Source organism: Chromobacterium sp. LK11, from assembly GCF_001043705.1.
Taxonomy (GTDB): Bacteria; Pseudomonadota; Gammaproteobacteria; order Burkholderiales; family Chromobacteriaceae; genus Chromobacterium; species Chromobacterium alkanivorans.
Genome location: NZ_LDUR01000001.1, coordinates 135,463 through 152,063, shown reverse-complemented (window position 1 = coordinate 152,063; position 16,601 = coordinate 135,463). Strand labels below are relative to the sequence as shown.

12 protein-coding genes are annotated in these 16,601 nt (G+C 67.2%); 6 read left to right on the top strand and 6 right to left on the bottom strand.

What is annotated here, in order from left to right:
• Positions 1 to 93 precede the first annotated feature (93 nt).
• The 4 genes from VK98_RS00620 to VK98_RS00605 are packed head-to-tail and all read left to right on the top strand — an operon-like array spanning position 94 to position 5,347.
• A complete protein-coding gene (locus VK98_RS00620; protein ID WP_048412174.1) occupies positions 94 to 1,659 on the top strand; it encodes a leucyl aminopeptidase in 1,566 nt (521 codons plus the stop codon).
• Positions 1,643 to 2,068, top strand: a complete 426-nt coding sequence (locus VK98_RS00615; protein WP_231589178.1) for a DNA polymerase III subunit chi — start codon at positions 1,643 to 1,645, stop codon at positions 2,066 to 2,068. Before VK98_RS00620 ends, VK98_RS00615 begins: the two co-directional genes overlap by 17 nt.
• A 2-nt stretch (positions 2,069 to 2,070) precedes the next feature.
• A complete protein-coding gene (locus VK98_RS23540; RefSeq protein ID WP_048412173.1) occupies positions 2,071 to 4,794 on the top strand; it encodes a hypothetical protein in 2,724 nt (907 codons plus the stop codon).
• Positions 4,787 to 5,347: a cob(I)yrinic acid a,c-diamide adenosyltransferase gene (locus VK98_RS00605; RefSeq protein WP_048412172.1), complete on the top strand. Its 561-nt coding sequence runs from the start codon at positions 4,787 to 4,789 to the stop codon at positions 5,345 to 5,347. Before VK98_RS23540 ends, VK98_RS00605 begins: the two co-directional genes overlap by 8 nt.
• A gap of 67 nt (positions 5,348 to 5,414) precedes the next feature.
• Here the strand turns inward: VK98_RS00605 and VK98_RS00600 are convergent, their stop codons facing one another.
• The 6 genes from VK98_RS00600 to glnE form a co-directional block, all read right to left on the bottom strand.
• Positions 5,415 to 6,014, bottom strand: coding sequence for a hypothetical protein (locus tag VK98_RS00600; RefSeq protein ID WP_048412171.1), 600 nt, complete (start codon positions 6,012 to 6,014; stop codon positions 5,415 to 5,417).
• A 123-nt stretch (positions 6,015 to 6,137) separates the two neighbouring features.
• Positions 6,138 to 6,686 carry a TetR/AcrR family transcriptional regulator gene (locus tag VK98_RS00595; protein ID WP_231589177.1) on the bottom strand — a complete coding sequence of 183 codons (549 nt, stop codon included), beginning with the start codon at positions 6,684 to 6,686 and terminating at the stop codon, positions 6,138 to 6,140.
• Between the two features lie 41 nt (positions 6,687 to 6,727).
• On the bottom strand, positions 6,728 to 7,768 hold the full coding sequence (gene waaF / locus VK98_RS00590; protein WP_048412169.1) for a lipopolysaccharide heptosyltransferase II: 1,041 nt from the start codon (positions 7,766 to 7,768) through the stop codon (positions 6,728 to 6,730).
• A gap of 133 nt (positions 7,769 to 7,901) precedes the next feature.
• Entirely contained in the window at positions 7,902 to 8,102 is a 201-nt protein-coding gene (locus VK98_RS00585; protein ID WP_019104039.1) for a zinc-finger domain-containing protein, read from the bottom strand.
• A 43-nt stretch (positions 8,103 to 8,145) separates the two neighbouring features.
• Entirely contained in the window at positions 8,146 to 9,069 is a 924-nt protein-coding gene (locus VK98_RS00580) for a branched-chain amino acid transaminase (protein WP_082158697.1), read from the bottom strand.
• 102 nt (positions 9,070 to 9,171) lie between these two features.
• Positions 9,172 to 11,862 carry a bifunctional [glutamate--ammonia ligase]-adenylyl-L-tyrosine phosphorylase/[glutamate--ammonia-ligase] adenylyltransferase gene (gene glnE, locus VK98_RS00575; RefSeq protein WP_048412168.1) on the bottom strand — a complete coding sequence of 897 codons (2,691 nt, stop codon included), beginning with the start codon at positions 11,860 to 11,862 and terminating at the stop codon, positions 9,172 to 9,174.
• Between the two features lie 57 nt (positions 11,863 to 11,919).
• On the opposite strand from glnE, the gene VK98_RS00570 reads away from it, so the two are divergent.
• On the top strand, positions 11,920 to 15,792 hold the full coding sequence (locus tag VK98_RS00570; protein ID WP_197082920.1) for a YhdP family protein: 3,873 nt from the start codon (positions 11,920 to 11,922) through the stop codon (positions 15,790 to 15,792).
• Positions 15,789 to 16,598 carry a carbon-nitrogen hydrolase family protein gene (locus VK98_RS00565; protein WP_048412166.1) on the top strand — a complete coding sequence of 270 codons (810 nt, stop codon included), beginning with the start codon at positions 15,789 to 15,791 and terminating at the stop codon, positions 16,596 to 16,598. Before VK98_RS00570 ends, VK98_RS00565 begins: the two co-directional genes overlap by 4 nt.
• The last annotated feature ends 3 nt before the right edge of the window (positions 16,599 to 16,601 follow it).

Sequence of the window (16,601 nt, the reverse complement as noted above, 5' to 3'; positions counted from 1 at the left end):
CACCGGAAGGCCGGGCCGTCAGGATTCTACCTGCGCATCGACGGCCGGTTAAGAGGTGGAGCTACAGACACTCGCTCTACACGGGAGTTCTCAATGGAATTTAACATAAAAAGCGGCAGTCCGGAAAAGCAACGGGTTGCTTGCGTTATCGTCGGCGTATACGAATCCCGCAAGCTGACCTTCGCCGCGGATTTGCTGGATCGCATCTCCAACGGCTTCATCAGCGACGTGCTGCGCCACGGCGACATGGAGGGGAAACTGGGCAGCACGCTGGTGCTGCATTCGGTGCCGCACACCCTGTGCGACCGGGTGATGCTGGTGGGCCTGGGCAAGGAGCGCGAATTCCGCGCCAAGGAATACCGCGAGGCGGTGCGCGCCTCGGTCAAGGCGCTGACCCAGACCTCCGCGGTGGAAGCGGTCAGCTACCTGAGCGAACTGACAGTCAAGAAGCACGACGTGGAGTGGATGATTGAACAGGCGGCGGTGGTGACGCTGGACGCCTTGTACCGCTTCGACCGCTTCAAGAGCAAGGTGGACGAATCGGTGCGCGAACCGCGCAAGCTGACGCTGGCGGTGCCGCGCCGCAGCGACCTCGCCGACGGCGAAAAAGGCCTGCAACGCGGCCTTGCCATCGGCAGCGGCATGAAGCTGGCCAAGGACCTGGGCAATCTGCCGGGCAATGTCTGCACCCCCAGCTACCTGGGCGAAGAAGCGCGTCAGATGGCCGCGGCCTTCAGCGCCGACGCCGAAATCCTGGGCCCCAAGGAAATCGCCGAACTGGGCATGGGCTCCTTCCTGTCCGTGGCCAAGGGCAGCGTGGAAGAGGCGCGCCTGATCGTGCTGCGCCACCACGGCGCCAAGGACAAGGGCGATAAACCCATCGTCATGGTGGGCAAGGGCATCACCTTCGACTCCGGCGGCATCTCGCTGAAGCCGGGCGAGGGCATGGACGAGATGAAGTACGATATGTGCGGCGCGGCCACTGTGTTGGGCGCTTTCCGCGCCGCAGTGGAAATGAACCTGCCGCTGAACCTGGTCGCCGTCGTGCCCACGTGCGAGAACATGCCCAACGGCAACGCGCTGAAGCCGGGCGACATCGTCACCTCCATGTCCGGGCAGACCATTGAAATCCTCAACACCGACGCCGAAGGCCGGCTGATTCTGTGCGACGCGCTGACCTACGCTGAACGCTTCGACCCGGCGACGGTGATCGACGTGGCCACGCTGACCGGCGCCTGCGTGATCGCGCTGGGCCATATCGCCACCGCGCTGTACAGCAATCAGGACAGCCTGGCGCGCGAACTGCTGGCCGCCGGCGAGGAAGTGGCCGACCGCGCCTGGCACATGCCGCTGTGGGACGAGTACCAGGACATGCTGAAGAGCCCGTTCGCCGACATGGCCAATATCGGCGGCCGCCCGGGCGGCAGCATCACCGCGGCCTGCTTCCTGTCGCGTTACGCCAAGGCTTATGATTGGGCGCATCTGGACATCGCCGGCACCGCCTGGAAGGGCGGCAAGGACAAGGGCGCCACCGCGCGGCCGGTGCCGCTGCTGGTGCAGTTCCTGCAAGACCGCGCCGACATCGCGCTGGGCAATGTGGTGCGACGCGGCCGTCCGCGCCGCGAAACCCCTGAAACGGTGGATGATGAGCAGGATTGATTTTTACACCAAAGTGGCCGACCCGCAGGGCTTCGCCTGCCTGCTGGCGGCCACGGTGATGCGCAAGGGGGAGCGGCTGCTGATCTGGTTCGACAGCGAGCAGCAGCTCGACACCTTCAGCCGGCAGCTGTGGAGCTTCGGCGATACCCGCTTCGTGCCGCACTGCAGGCTGGGCGCCGACGAGGCGGCGGACACGCCGATCTGGCTGACCGCCCGCCTGCCGGACGCGCTGGAGCACCCGGTATTGTTGAACCTGGGTTCGAATTTGCCGGAGCGGATGGAGCGCTTTGATCGTATTCTGGAAATAGTCGGACGCGACGAAGCGTCGCTGGAGACGGCGCGCCTGCGGTTCAAGGCGTATCGCGAGCGCGGTTATGCAATCGAACATCACGACATGAGCAATAAGTGACCATGAGCGAGCCGTCAAAGCCCAAAGAGCCTGACTGGTCCGGCCTCAACCTGCCGGTGTTGACCGAGGTGGTGGATGAGTCGCAGGTGCCCACCTTGGGCGACGAAGTCATCGACATCCCTGATTTTGATTTCTCCAGCGAACTGGACGCGCTGGCCGACCAGCTGGGCGAGCCGCCGCAGGAGTTGCCCGCCGAGCTGGAAATTCCCGAACTAAGCCTGGAAGAGCTGATCGCCGCTCCGGCTCCCGGCGAAGAGCCCCTGCTGGACCTGGCTTCGCTGCCGTCTTTGGACCTGGACGACATTCCCGCCTCCGAACTGGGCATCGAGCAAGTGCTGCCGGGCTGGAATCCCGCCGCGGCCTTGCCGGAAGCGGCGCCGGCGGCGGAGGCCGCCGATTTCGAATTTTCGCTGATGCCGGCCGGCGAGGAGTCGCCGGCCGAGGCCTTGGCCGCCGAGCCCGCGCTGATCGCGGAGGAGGCGCCCGCGGCGAGTGCTGCGCCCGTCGCCGAGCCGCCGCTGGCCGAGACTTTGCCGGAAACGGACGCCGCGTTTGCGGCCGCGGAGCCGGAGCCCGCGGGCGCCGAGCTTCCGGACGTCCAAGCCGTCGAGTCGCCCGTGTCCGATGCCGGCGCGCTCGAGGCCCTTGCCGCAACGCCCGCGCCGACGCCTTTCACTTCCATTTCCTTGGATAGCCTGCCCACTGGCGTGCTGGGCGGCGGAGTGGGGCCGGAAACCCAGGTGGACAGCTTGTTGCCCAACTGGCCGGAAAGCGCGGCGCTTGAGCCCGCGCCGGCTTTGGGCGAGAGCGTTGCCGAACCGTTCCTCGCGGAGCCGGAAGCGGACGAGTTGGCCGCGCTGACGCCGGACCCCGCGCCGGTGCTTGCCGAGCCTGTCGCGTCGGAACTGGCCGCGGCCCCCGAGCAGCCGTTGTTGGCAGAAATCAACCAAGCATTGGCGGATTTGCAGGCGGAGCCGGCTTTGACGCCGGCCGAAGCCGCCGAACCGGCAGTGCCCTTGCTGGACTCCGAGTTTGATATTCCGGCAGAGGCCGAAGATGTCGCTGCGCCAGTGCTGGACGAGGCGCTGGAGCTGGAGGCTGTAGAGCCGGACGCGCCGCTGATGGACGCCGCGTTTGCGGAACCGGCGGCGGTTGAAGCTGTGGCCGAGCCGGTGCTGGACGAGGCGCTGGAGCCGCAGGCTGTCGCGCCGGAAATACCCTTGCTGGACGTCGAGTTTGATGTTCCGGCAGAGGCTGAAGCTGTCGCTGTGCCAGCGCTGGACGAGGCGCCGGAGCTGGAGGCTGTAGAGCCGGACGCGCCGCTGATGGACGCCGCGTTTGCGGAGCCGGCGGGGGGTGAAGCTGTGGCCGAGCCGGTGCGGGACGAGGCGTCGGAACTGGAGGCGGTCGAGCCGGAAGAGTCGCTGATGGACACCGGGTTTGCGGAGCCGGCGGCGGTCGAAGCTGCGGCCGCGCCGGTGCTGGACGAGGCGTCGGAGCTGGAGGCTGTCGAGCCGGAAGAATCGCTGGTGGAAGCCGCGGTTGTGGAGCCGGCGGAGGGTGAAGCTGTAGCCGAGCCGGTGCTGGACGAGGTGCTTGAGCCGCAGGCTGCCGAGCCGGAAGAGTCGCTGATGGAAGCCGCGTTTGCGGAACTGGCGGTGGTTGAAGCTGTGGCCGAGCCGGTGCCGGATGAGGTGCTTGAGCCGCAGGCTGTCGAGCCGGAAGAATCGCTGATGGACGCCGCGTTTGCGGAGCCGGCGGCGGTCGAAGCTGTGGCCGAACCGCTGCTGGACGAGGCGCCGAAGCTGGAGGCTGTCGAGCTGGAAGCGCCGCTGATGGAGGCCGCGTTTGCGGAACCGGCGGTGGTCGAAGCTGCGGCCGAGCCGGTGCTGGACGATGTGCCGGAGCTGGAGGCGGTCGAGCCGGAAGAGTCGCTGATGGAGGCCGCGTTTGCGGAGCCGGCGGTGGTTGAAGCTGTGGTCGAGCCAGCGCTGGACGAGGTGCTCGAGCCGCAGGCCTCCGAGCTGGAAATGCCCTCGCTGGATGTCGAGTTTGCGGAGCCGGCGGCGGTCGAAGTTGCGGACGAGCCGGTGCTGGACGATGCGCCGGAGCTGGAGGCTGTCGAGCCGGACGCGCCGCAGATGGACGCCGCGTTTGCGGAACCGGCGGAGGTCGAAGCTGCCGCCGCGCCGGCCCTGGCCGAGAGCGATATTCCCGAGCTGACGGAGCTTGAGTCCGCGCCCGAGGCGAGCGGAATCGGCGCCGCGGAGTTGGCGCTTGGAGCGGGGGCCTTGGTCGCGGCGGGAGTGGCGCTGGCCGCCGGAACCGAGCCGAAGGCGGGCGAGGGCGAACAGGAGCCAGCACCCGAGGCGCCGGCGGCGCGAGGCGTGGAAGTCTTGAAGGTGTCCGAGGTGGCTTCCGCCGCCGCGGCCGCCGCGATGATGGCGCCTCAGGCGGTCAATGCGCCGCCGGGCACGGTGGCGGTGATCGACGAACAGGCTTTGCTGCAGTCCATGTACGAGAAAATGCTGCCGCGGATGAAGGTGGAGCTGTCGCTGTGGTTGCAGGACGCTTTGGAGTTGCAGGCCAAGCAGATGTTGTCCGGCGTGATGCACCAGCTCAAGGAGGACTACGAAATGCTGTTCGGCGAAGCCTTGAAAGAGAGCCTGCGCCAGACCATCAACTCTTTGGGCAAGATTGAAAAGGATGGGAAGCGCGATGAGTGATCGATTGTCGCATATCGTCACCCGCACCGGCGACGACGGCAGCACCGGTCTGGGCGACGGCAGCCGGGTGGGCAAGGACAGCTTGCGCATCCACGCGCTGGGCGAGGTGGACGAGCTGAACTCGGTGCTGGGGGTGTTGCTGGCGGAAACGCTGCCGGACGAGGCCAGGACCTGGCTGTCCGAAGCGCAGCACGATCTGTTCGACTTGGGGTCGGAGCTGGCGGTGCCCGGCTACAGCGCCTTGGGCGCCGGCCACGTGCAGGCGCTGGAGGCCGTGGTGGCCTTCCTCAACGAGGATTTGCCGCCGCTGAAGGAGTTCATCCTGCCCGGCGGCTGCCGGGCGGCCGCGCTGTCGCATCAGGCGCGTTCGGTATGCCGCCGCGCCGAACGCGCGGTGGTGGCGCTGGCGCAGCAGGAGGCGGTGTCCGACGCCGCGCGCCGCTATCTGAACCGCTTGTCCGATCTGCTGTTCGTGCTGTCACGCTATCTGAACCGCCAGCTTGGCGAGCCGGACGTGTTGTGGCGGCCGGGGCGCAAAACCGGCGAGGCCTGAGCGCGGCGTAGGGACAAAAAAAACGGCAATCCGCGAGGGTTGCCGTTTTTTTGGGGCGAGCGCGTGGTCAGGCCACTTCCGAGACCCGCGGCCGGTAGGTGCTGTTCTGCAGCAGGGACTGGGTGGTCTGGTACTGAGTGACCGCCAGCTGACCGCTGGCGTTCTGCTGTTGAGAGCGGGCCACCGCGTTGTTGTTGGTCTGGCTGGTTTGCTGTTCCGTCTGATTGTTGGCGGCTTGCTGCTCATTGGCCGCCGGCACCGTGTTCGGGCGCGGAGGCGTCGCCGGCGGGGCGCTGGCGGCGCGATTGGCGTTGGCCGCTTCCGCCGCGCGCTGCTGCGCCCGCGGGGTGTCGTTGGCCGCGGCGGCGGGAGCGGCGGTGCTGGCCAGGTTGGCGGTTTGCGCTTGTTCCTGGCTGACCCGCTGCTGCTCGCTATTGCGGGTTTGCGCGGCGTTGGCCTGCGCGGAGTTCAGCTGGCGTTGCAGCTGCTGCTCGACGCGGGCGGTGTCGGGGTTTTGCCGGACCGCGGTCTGGCTGACGTTTTGCTGTGAAACCGCCGGCGTGGCGGACCGCGGTTCTTCCAGCGTCTTTTGCTCAGGCCGCGTGTTCTGCAGCGATTGCAATTGCTGCAGAGAGTTGAGGCTGCCTATGCTGCCGGTGCTTGCCATATCGCTCTCTCCAAACCGTGGATGCCGTTGCCGTCGCGCAGGACGGTATAGAGCCCAGTTGCCCTATATCGCTGATTCTAGAATCTTTTTTGCCGGATTGCCGAATTTTTTCCAGTCTAAAGGTCAGATTTGTGGCAGCAATACCAATTCCAGCATGCGTTCGGCCAGCTGATCCACGCTCAGCGGGCCTTCGGAGCGGTACCACTGCACCGACCAATGCAGGCTGCCCAGCAAGGTGCGGCGCAGCAGCGCGGTGTCGGGCTTGACCAGGCCGGCGGCGGCGGCTTCGTCCAGCGCCTGCTGCCACAGCGCCTCGTAGCGGTCGCGCAGCACGATCAGGCCGGGCCTGGCGGAGGCGGACACGCTGCGCCATTCGTACAGCATCACTTCCAGTGCCGCCTGATTGTCCCCCAGCAGCGAATTGAGGTGCACGCGGAACAGCGCCGCCAGCTTGGCCCGCGGCGATCCGGCCTCGTCCAGCGCGCGCTTCAGCTGCTCGGTGGTGCTGGTGATGCCCAGCGCCATCACCGCGACCAGGATCTCCTCCTTGGTGCGGAAGTGGTAGAACAGGCTGCCGGACTGCATGCCGACCGCGTTGCCCAGGTCGCGCACCGTGGTGCGTTCGTAGCCCTGGTCGCGGAACAGCATCGCCGCGGCGCGGACCAGCTCCATGCGGCGGCTGTTTTCTTCGACGGGTGCGGTGTTGTCTGTATTCATTGTTGTGTTGGGCGTTGGACGTTGGCGGGCAGCAGCGGAAGCGCGGCTTGCCAGACCCGCTCCGGCTCCATTTTTTCCAGGCAATCGGTATGGCCGTACGGACAGGTCCGTTCGAAACAGGGGCTGCAATCCAGATTGAGGGAGACGATGGCGGCCTGTTCGGACAAGGGCGGGGTGAAGTCGGGGCTGGAGGAGCCGTACAAGGCCACCAGGGGCTTGTCCAGCGCCGCCGCCACGTGCATCAGGCCGGAGTCGTTGCAGATGGCGAGCCGGGTCAGGCCGATCAGGTCTATCGCTTCTTCCAGGCCGGTGGCGCCGCAGAGGTTGACGGCCAGGCCGCCGGACAGGCGGCTGATGTCGTCGCCGACTTCTTTGTCCTTGCCGGAGCCGAACAGCCACACCGCGTAGCCGGCGGCGTCGAAGCGACGCGCCAGTTCGGCGAAGTGGCGGGCCGGCCAGCGCTTGGCCGGGCCGTATTCGGCGCCGGGGCAGAAGGCGACCGCCGGTCGGCTGACGTCCAGTTTCAGCTTGTCCAGCACCGCTTGCTGGCTAGCGTCGGTGAGCGCCAGCCGCGGGTGGCTGAGCGGCCGCGGCAGCGGCTCGCCCTTGTCTTCGGCCAGCGCGCAAAAGCGCTCCACCATCATCGGCAGCGCCTGTTCGTCCAGTTCGCGCGCGTCGTTGAGTATCCAGTAACGGGATTCGCCGAGGAAGCCGGTGCGCAGCGGGATGCCGGCGAACAGCGGGATCAAGGCGGATTTCAGCGAGTTGGGCAGCACGATGGCTTGATCGAAGCGCTCGGCGGCCAGCTGGCGCGCCACCTTCCAGCGTTCGCCCAGGCGCAACGCGCCGTGGCCGAAGGGGTTGAGGTGGGCCTTGGCCACTTCCGGCATCCGCGCCAGTAGCGGCAAGGTCCAGGCCGGCGCGAACACGTGCAGTTCCAGATCGGGGTGGCGTTGATGCAGTCTTTGGTACAGCGGTTGCGCCATGACGCTGTCGCCGACCCAGGAGGGGCCGATGACCAGGATTTTCTTCTTCATTGCAGATGTTCCGATTGCAAACCGAAACCGGGTCGAGGCGGCCCGGCTTGGGTTTGCAGACGAGGCGGGCCGGCAAGCAAAAAAGGTGCGGCTCGCGCCACACCTTAGCTGCGTTGCCGGCGCGGGGCCAGGCTCAGTGGTGGCCGCCTGCCGGACCGTTCAGCTTGTAGCGGGTGCCGCAGTACGGGCACAGCGCTTCGCCGGTCTTGTGCACGGGCAGGAACACGCGCGGGTGGGAGTTCCAGGACACCATGTCCGGCATCGGGCAATGCAGCGGCAGGTCGTGCTGGGTGACTTCGATCACGCGTTGCGTGTTTTCTTTCTGTTCAGCCATTCTGTATTCCTTGCGGAGCCGCCGCGCGGGCGGCTCGTCTTGCTTAGTTGACGTAGGTCAGCCAGTGCTGGTGTTCGGCATCCAGTCCTTTGACGATGTCGAAGTAGCGCTTCTGGATTTCGGCGGTGATGGTACCACGATTGCCGTCGCCGATCGCACGTCTGTCGAGTTCGCGGATCGGGGTCACTTCGGCGGCGGTGCCGGTGAAGAAGGCTTCGTCGGCACTGTAGACTTCGTCGCGGGTGATGCGCTTTTCTATCAGTTCCAGGCCCATTTCCTTGGCGATCTGCACCACGGTGTCGCGGGTGATGCCTTCCAGCGCGCTGGTCAGGTCCGGAGTGTACAGTTTGCCTTTGCGGACGATGAAGATGTTTTCGCCGGAACCTTCCGCCACGAAACCGTCCACGTCCAGCAGCAGCGCTTCGTCGTAGCCGTCGGCGGTGGCCTCGTTGTTGGCCAGGATGGAGTTCATGTAGTTGCCGTTGGCCTTGGCCTTGCACATGGTGATGTTGACGTGGTGGCGGGTGAAGGAGGAGGTCTTCACGCGGATGCCTTTTTCCAGACCTTCGTCGCCCAGGTAGGCGCCCCAGGGCCAGGCGGCCACGATCACGCGCACGTCGTTCTTCAGCGGCGCCACGCCCAGCTTGCCGGAGCCGTAGAAGGCCATCGGGCGGAAATAGCAGGATTTGAGGCCGTTGGCTTGGAGCACGTCATGATGGGCTTTGCTGATCTGTTCCGGGGTGAACGGCAGTTCCATGCCCAGAATCTTGGCGGAGCGGAACAGCCGCGCGGTATGGTCTTCCAGACGGAAGATGGCCGGGCCCTTGGGGGTTTCGTAGGCGCGCACGCCTTCGAACACGCCCATGCCGTAGTGCAGGGTGTGGGTCAGCACGTGGGTGGTGGCGTCGCGCCAGTCAACCATTTCGCCGTCATACCAGATTTTTCCGTCACGATCAGCCATCGACATCTTGGTGTTCTCCAATATTGTGTTTTCGCTTTGCGGATGGGGCCGGATCTTGTCCGACCGTATCCAATGAGTTTATCTCGCCCTTATGACGCTGTGAACCGTTTATTTGAGCGCTTGCTCGAATACTCGCCGCCACAGCGATCGGCACAGGCCGTAGTCCTCCAGCAAGGCCGCGTCCGGCGTCACCGTTTGCTTTTCATTGAGCCGGGCGGCGTGTTGCAGCCGGCGGTAGTGGCGGTAGGCGTTGCGCGCGGCTTCGGCGTCGGCGGCGGGGATCAGGCCGGCGTCGGCGGCGGTGGCCAGCAGCGCGATGTTGCCGGCGTTGGCGGTCAGCGCCGGCAGTTGATGGGCGTGGGCCAGGATCAGGTACTGGACGAGGAACTCGATGTCTATGATGCCGCCGCGCGCGTTTTTCGGGTCTTCGTCGCGGGCGGGGTGGCTGTCCAGCATGCGCTGGCGCATCGCCAGCACTTCGTCGCGCAGCGCGCCGAGCTCGCGCCGGCGGGTGAGGATGGCGTGGCGCTCCTGTTCGAACTGGACGCCGACTTCGGCGTCGCCGGCCACGTAGCGGGCGCGGGTCAGCGCCTGATGCTCCCAGACCCAGGCCTGTTGCTCCTGATATTGGCGGAAGGCGTTGACCGAACTGACCAGCAGGCCGCTGGCGCCGTTGGGGCGCAGCCGCAGGTCGATGTCGTAGAGCACGCCGGCGGCGGTGGCGCTGGTCAGCCAGGTGGACATCTTGCGCGCCAGCCGCGAATACAGTTCGGCGGCGTCCGGGTGCTCGTCGTCGTAGAGGAAGATCAGGTCCAGGTCCGAGGCGTAGCCCAGCTCTTTGCCGCCCAGCTTGCCGTAGCCGATGATGGCGAATCGCGGCGCGTCGCAGTGGCGGCTGGGAATGTCGAGCCAGGCGTGGCGCAGCGTGGCGGCCAGCACGATGTCGGCCAGCAGCGACAGCTGGTCGGACAGCGCCTCCACCGTCCACATGCCGGCCAGGTCCTGCGCCACCAGGCGGAAGGATTGCGCGTGCTGGAAGTGGCGCAGCGCGTCCATCTTGGCTTCCACGTCGCCGTCGGCCTGACGCAGCAACTGCTCCAGTTGCTCGGCCAGCTGCGGCCAGTCCGGCGTGGCGTAGAGCACGCGCGCGTCCAGCAGTTCGTCCAGCAGGATGGGATGGCGGGTCAGGTAGCCGGAGACCCAGGCGCTGGACGAGTAGAGCGAGGCCAGACGCTGCAGGGTCTGCGGGTATTCGGTCAGCAGCGCCAGGTAGGAGGCGCGGCGGCTGATCGCCTCCATTAGCGCGATGATGCGCGACAGCGTGGCGTCGGCGTTGTCGAAGCGGGAGGCGACTTCGATCAGCGCCGGCATCAATTGGTCGAACTGCTTGCGGCCGTTCAGCGGCATCTGCTGGTAGCGCTGCCCCAGAGCCAGGCTTTGCAGCTGGCGCGCCACTTGATCCGGTTCGGCGAAGCCCAGCCGCCGCAGCCGCTCCGTCGGCAGTTCGTCGGCGATGTCGCGCCACAGATCGGCCAGCGGATGATCGGCGGCGCCCTCGGTGGGCAGGATGAACACTTGCTCGAAGTGGCGGGTGACTTTGCGGCGCTGCTGATTGAGCCGGTTCATGAACTGGTCCCAGTCGGCGCAGCCCATGCCGGCGGCGATGCGGGCGCGGTTGTCGGCGCCGGCGGGCAGGGTCTGGGTCTGTTGGTCGTCCAGGTATTGCAGCCGGTGTTCCAGATTGCGCAGGAAGGCGTAGGCCTGCATCAGTTCCTCGACGGCGGCGGGTTCCAGCAGGCGCAGCTCGCCCAGCCGGCGCAAGGTTTCGCGGGTGCCGCGCAGTTGCAGGCTGCGGTCGCGGCCGCCGCGTATCAGTTGAAAGACCTGGGCGATGAATTCCACTTCGCGGATGCCGCCGGGCCCCAGCTTGATGTTGTCGGCCATGTCGCGACGCGCCACTTCGCGGCGGATTTGCGCGTGCAGGTCGCGCATCGCGCCGTAGGCGCTGTAGTCCAGGTATTTGCGGTAGACGAAGGGGCGCGCCGTGTCGGCCAGCGCCGCCGCGTCGCCGCTGAGCGGCCTGGCCTTGATCCAGGCGTAGCGCTCCCATTCCCGGCCCTGGCTCAGCAGGTAGTTTTCCAGCGCGGCGAAGCTCATCGCCAGCGGGCCGGAGTCGCCGTAGGGCCGCAGCCGCATGTCGACGCGGAACACCTGGCCGTCGGCGGTGACGTCGTTGAGCAGGGCGATCAGCCGCTTGCCCACCTGGGTGAAGTATTCGTGGTTGCTGATCGAGCGGCCGCCGTGGGCGCCGCCGTCGGTGTCGCCGCTTTCCGGGTAGATGAAAATCAGGTCGATGTCGGAGCTGACGTTGAGCTCGCCGCCGCCCAGCTTGCCCATGCCGATGACGATCAGCTGCTGGACCTCGCCGCTGTCCTCGCCTATCGGCTGGCCGTAATGGGCGAGGCCGGCGCGCGCGGAGGCCAGCGCCCGCTCGACGGCGAAATCGGCCAGCGCGCTGACGGTGGTCACCACTTCGTCCAGATCCGCCAGGCCGTTGAGGTCGCGGCAGATCAGCCGCGCCACCACCGCCTGCCGCAGCCGCCGCAGCGCCGGCGCCAGCAGTTCGGCGTCGTCCAGCGCCGCCCAGTCGGCGAAGCCGGCCATCTCCGCCGCGTCGAAGCGGTGGCCCAGCCGGTTTTCCAGTCGCGTCAGCTCGGCGGGCTGGGCGGTCAGCAAACGTTGCAGATAGTGGGAGAACTCGCGGCTGCGGGCAATGGCAGCGGCCGTGTTTGCTGGCATAATAGGCCTCTACGGCATGTCAATTCTTGATGGCCACATTGTAACGGTTTGCCGCATTTGGAAAAGCTATTCTCCGTTCTGTCCCATATCCATGTGATCAAGGTCCTGAAACGGACCTGTGCGCTGTTGGGAATGGCCGTCGCCGTCGCCTTGACGTTGCTGCTGGCGGCGTTTTGCGCGTTCACTTTCTGGGTGCTGCCCAATCTGAATCAGTTCCGTCAGCCGCTGGAGCGCTATCTGAGCCAGTCGCTGGGGCGGCCGGTGCAGGTGGCGGCCCTGTCCGGCGAGTGGCTGACCGTGGGGCCGCGCTTCGAGCTGGGCGGCGTCACCATCGCCAATCCGCAGGACGGCAAGGCGTTGACCCTGCGCCAGGTGTCGCTGGAGCCGTCTTGGCGTTCGCTGCTGGCCTTGGAGCCGCGCCTGGCCAGCGTGGTGGTCAAGGGTCCGGCGGTGGAGCTGCTGCGCTCGCGCCAGGGCGTGATCTATCTGAACGGCTTCGATCTGAGTTCCGGTCCCGCCGACAGCGGTCTGGGCAACTGGCTGTTGCGCCAGCCCAGCCTGGAGATCAGCGACGCGCGGCTGAGCTGGCAGGACGAATTGCTGGGCCTGCCGCGGCTGGACCTGAGCCAGGGCCAACTCAAGCTGAGCGCCGGCCTGTTCGGCCACGGTCTGAAGCTGTCCGGCCAGCCGGCCGCGTCCCTGGGCAAGGGCTTCGATCTGACCGCTTCCTGGCGCGGCGACGACATCGCCGCCTGGCAGCAGTGGTCCGGCTCGATCAAGGTGGCGCTGGACGGCGCGCGGGTGGGTTCGTGGACGCGTTATCTGCAGCAACTGGGCATGCTGCGCAGCGGCGAGGGCAGCGGCACGGTGGAGATGTCCTTCTCCGACGGCGCCGTCGACGCCTTGAAAGCCAGCGTCAATGTCCACGACGCCGCCTACACGCCGCCGGATTCGCAGGAACTGGTGCTGCCGCGGCTGCAGGGCGAGCTGCAACTGACGCGCCAGCTCAGCGGCAGCTATAAGGTCAAGGCCAGCCGGCTGACCCTGGCCAGCGCCAGCGGCCTGGCCTTCGACAATTCCAATATCGACGGCGAGTGGCGCTACGGCGAGCAGGGCTTCGGCCAGCTGACGCTGGACAATGTCGATCTCGGCCATCTGACCCCCTTCATTCACGCGCTGGGCGCCGACCGCAATCCGCTGTTCGCGCGTTTCTCGCCCAGCGGCGCGCTGCGCGACCTGACCGTCAGCTGGAAGGGCGCGCTGGAGACGCCCAAGGCCTTCAAGCTGAAGTCCCGTTTTGAAAAGCTGGCCTGGCAACCGTTCGGCGAGCTGCCCGGCGTGGCCGGCGTCAGCGGCGCGATCAGCTTCGACGAAAAGGGCGGCCGCCTGCAATTGGACACCGGCAAGTCCCAGGTCAGCTATCCCTCGGTCTTCGTCGCGCCGCTGGCTTTCGACAAGCTGACCGCCGACGTGGGCTGGCAGCGGCAGGGGCAGGCGGTGGCCTTGGATTTCCGCCAGGTGGCCTTCTCCAACGCCGATTTGTCCGGCAGCCTGCAAGGCAGCTATCGGCACCAGGGCAGCGGCGCCGGCGTCGCCGATCTGCGCGCCAGCATTGCCGGGGTGCCGGCGGCCAGGGTGGCGGAGTATCTGCCGCACGAGGTGGGCGAGCACACCTTGCGCTGGTTGCGCCAAGCCTTGCAGGGCGGCCAGTTGCGCCAGGCGACGATGAAGCTGCGCGGCGATCTGGAGCAATTCCCCTTCGCCGGCGGCAAGGGCGGCGAGTTCCTGGTGGAGGCCGAGGTGGAGCGCGCGCGTCTCAGCTATCAAGCGGGCTGGCCGCGCATCGACGACATTGACGCCCAATTGCTGTTCCACAACGAACGGATGGAAGTGAACGCGCGCCGCGCCGTCACCGTGGGCGTGCCGCTGAGCGGCGTCAAGGCGGTGATCGCCAATCTGGGCGCCGACGTGCCCGTGCTGACGGTGGAGGGCCGCGCGGCCGACCGCTTGCAGCGCATGCTGGCCTTCACTACGCAAAGCCCGGTGGACGGTTGGCTGGACGGTTTCACCGGCCAGATCGAGGCCGGCGGCGACGCCAGCCTGGACTTGAAGCTGACGATACCGTTGGCCGGCGAACAGGGCGTGGCGGTGCGCGGCGATCTGCATTTCGCCGACAACGCGCTGCGCTTCAAATCCCTGCCGATTCCGCCGCTGAGCAAGGCCCGCGGCCGGCTGACCTTTACCGAACGCGGCGTGGACAGCCCCGGCCTGCAGTTCGTCGGCTTCGGCGGCCCCTTCCAGCTGAAGGCCAACACCGGCGCCGACAAGCGCATGCGCTTCGAACTGGCCGGACAGGCCGATTCGCGCCAAGTGTTGAAGCAATACCTGCCGGCGCTGGCGGAGCAGGTGGCGGGCAAGTCCGGCTACCGCGCGCAGTTCGTCGTCAAGCAGGGCCTGGAGAGCCTGACGGTGGCCTCGGACCTGCAGGGCACGGCTTTCGACTTGCCGGCGCCCTTGGGCAAGACCGCCGCCGCGGCCTTGCCGCTGCAACTGCAGCTGCGGCCGCAGCAGATGCGCGGCGCGCAGACCCTGCGGCTGGACTTCGGCCTGGACGGCATGCTGGGCGGCCGCCTGCGTTTGAACGAGCGCGGCGACTTGCAGTCCGGCGCGCTGGGCGTGGGACGCGCGCCGGGAGAGCCGGCGGCGTCCGGCCTGACGGTGCGGGTGGCGCAGCCCAGAGTGGTGCTGGACGACTGGCTGAAACTGGCCGACGGCGCAGCGCAGTCCGGCGGCGGCGAGCCGGCGGCGCTGTCCGCCTTGCCGGCCTTGCAGCTGGAACTGGAAACGCCGGAGCTGGTGTTGCCGGGCCTGAGCCTGCACAAGGTCAACGCCAGGCTGGGCAACCGCGAGCTGTCCAAGGCCTGGACCATACAGCTGCGCTCCAACGAGATGAGCGGCGACGCCAGCTACCGGCCGGAGGGCAACGGCCTGCTGCAGGCCAATCTGAGCCGGCTGGCCTTGAGCCTGCCGGCGGACAAGAAAGAGGGCGCGGCCGAGGCCAAGGCCGGCGGCGAGCCCTCGGTGCTGAACCGCAAGCTGCCCGAGATGAAGGTGCGCGTCGGCGAGCTGGTGCTGCAGGGGCGTTCGGTGGGCCGGCTGGAACTGGAGGCGCGCCGCGACGGCAGCGTCTGGCAGATGGCGCCCTTGCGGCTGACGACCAACGACGGCACGCTGAAGGCCACGGTGCGCTCGGACGCGCGCGGCGCCGGCAATGTCGACGCCCGCTTCGAACTGAATGTCGGCGACGCCGGCAAGCTGCTGACGCGGCTGGGCCAGGGCGAGATTTTCCGCAACGGCCAGGGCACGCTCAGCGGCCGCTTGAATTGGCCCGGAGGCCTGGGCGATCTGGATTTGGCCAAGGTGTCCGGCGAATTGGCGCTAGACTTCAAGGACGGACGCTTCGCCAAGGTGGACCCGGGCGTGGTCAAATTGCTGGGCGCGCTCAGCCTGCAATCGCTGCCGCGCCGCATCCGCCTGGACTTCACCGACGTGTTCAGCGACGGCTTCGCCTTCGACAGCCTCAAGGGCGAGGCGCAGGCCCGCAACGGTCTGTTCACTTCGCCCAAGGTGGAGATGAAGGGGCCGGGCGCGGACGTGACGATTTCCGGCGAGCTGGATCTGGGCAAGGAAAGCCAGGCCTTGAAAGTGCATGTGATGCCGCGTCTGGCGGAGAGCGTGGCGCTGGCCGCGGGCGCGGCCCTGCTCAATCCGGTGGTGGGCATCGCCACGCTGGCGGCGCAGAAAGTGCTGCGCGACCCGGTGGGCCGCATCCTGTCGGTGGATTACGAAGTGAGCGGCTCGCTGCGCGACCCGAAGGTGGTGCGCACCGCGATCGGTCCGATACAGCAGAACAAAGGGGGAAAACCATGAAGCAGAAATTCCTGGCGGCGGCGGTGCAGATGGTGTCCGGCGCCGACGTGGCGGCCAATTTGCGCCGCGCCGCGCATTGGGTGGCGGAAGCCGCCGGCAAGGGCGCGCGGCTGGTGGTCCTGCCCGAGTATTTTTGCTTGATGGGACGGCAGGAAACCGACAAGGTTGCCGTGTGCGAAGCCTACGGCGACGGCCCCATCCAGAGCGCGCTGGCGCAGATGGCGCGCGACAACGGGGTATGGCTGGCGGCCGGCACCGTGCCCTTGCGCAGCCCGGAGCCGCAGCGGGTGTTGAACACCACTTTGTTGTTCGACCCTGACGGCGAGGTGCGCGCCCGCTACGACAAGATCCATCTGTTCGGCTTCTCCGGCCTGGGCGAGAGCTATTGCGAATCCAACACCATCCGCCCGGGCGAACAGCCGGTGAAGGCGGATCTGGGTTTTGCCGAGATGGCCTTCGGCATCTGCTACGATCTGCGCTTTCCGGAGCTGTTCCGCCAGTTGTCGCCCTATGATCTGATGATTCTGCCGGCGGCCTTTACCGCCACCACCGGCGAGGCCCATTGGGAGCCCCTGCTGCGCGCGCGCGCGATCGAGAACCAAAGCTATGTGCTGGCCTCGGCGCAGGGCGGAGAACACGACAACGGCCGCAAGACCCACGGTCATTCGATGATCATCGATCCGTGGGGACGCGTGTTGGCTGAAATAGACAAGGGCGAGGGCGTGATCCTCGCCGAAATCGACCCGACATTGATCCAGTCGGTGCGCACCCGCCTGCCGGCGCTGGCGCACCGCGTACTCGCGTGAAAG